General features: G+C 58.3%; 1 rRNA gene. It reads left to right on the top strand.

The features are described 5' to 3' along the window. Positions 1-49: 49 nt before the first annotated feature. Positions 50-381 (top strand): 23S ribosomal RNA (locus tag OO69_RS48330); the annotation flags it as partial.

The following is a 381-nucleotide window of genomic DNA, read 5'->3' as shown; positions in this document are numbered from 1 at the left end:
GGGTGGTTGGTCGTTGTTTGAGAACTGCACAGTGGACGCGAGCATCTGTGGCCAAGTTTTTAAGGGCGCACGGTGGATGCCTTGGCACCAGGAACCGATGAAGGACGTGGGAGGCCACGATAGTCCCCGGGGAGTCGTCAACCAGGCTTTGATCCGGGGGTTTCCGAATGGGGAAACCCGGCAGTCGTCATGGGCTGTCACCCTTGCCTGAACACATAGGGCAAGTGGAGGGAACGCGGGGAAGTGAAACATCTCAGTACCCGCAGGAAGAGAAAACAACCGTGATTCCGGGAGTAGTGGCGAGCGAAACCGGATGAGGCCAAACCGTATGCGTGTGAGACCCGGCAGGGGTTGCGTATACGGGGTTGTGGGATCTCTCTT

Origin of the sequence: Streptomyces sp. NRRL F-525, from assembly GCF_000716605.1 — a bacterium.
In the GTDB taxonomy this organism is placed as follows: Bacteria; Actinomycetota; Actinomycetes; order Streptomycetales; family Streptomycetaceae; genus Streptomyces.
The sequence above is the reverse complement of the archived record's forward strand: the minus strand, read 5'-3'. Positions and strand labels throughout refer to the sequence as shown.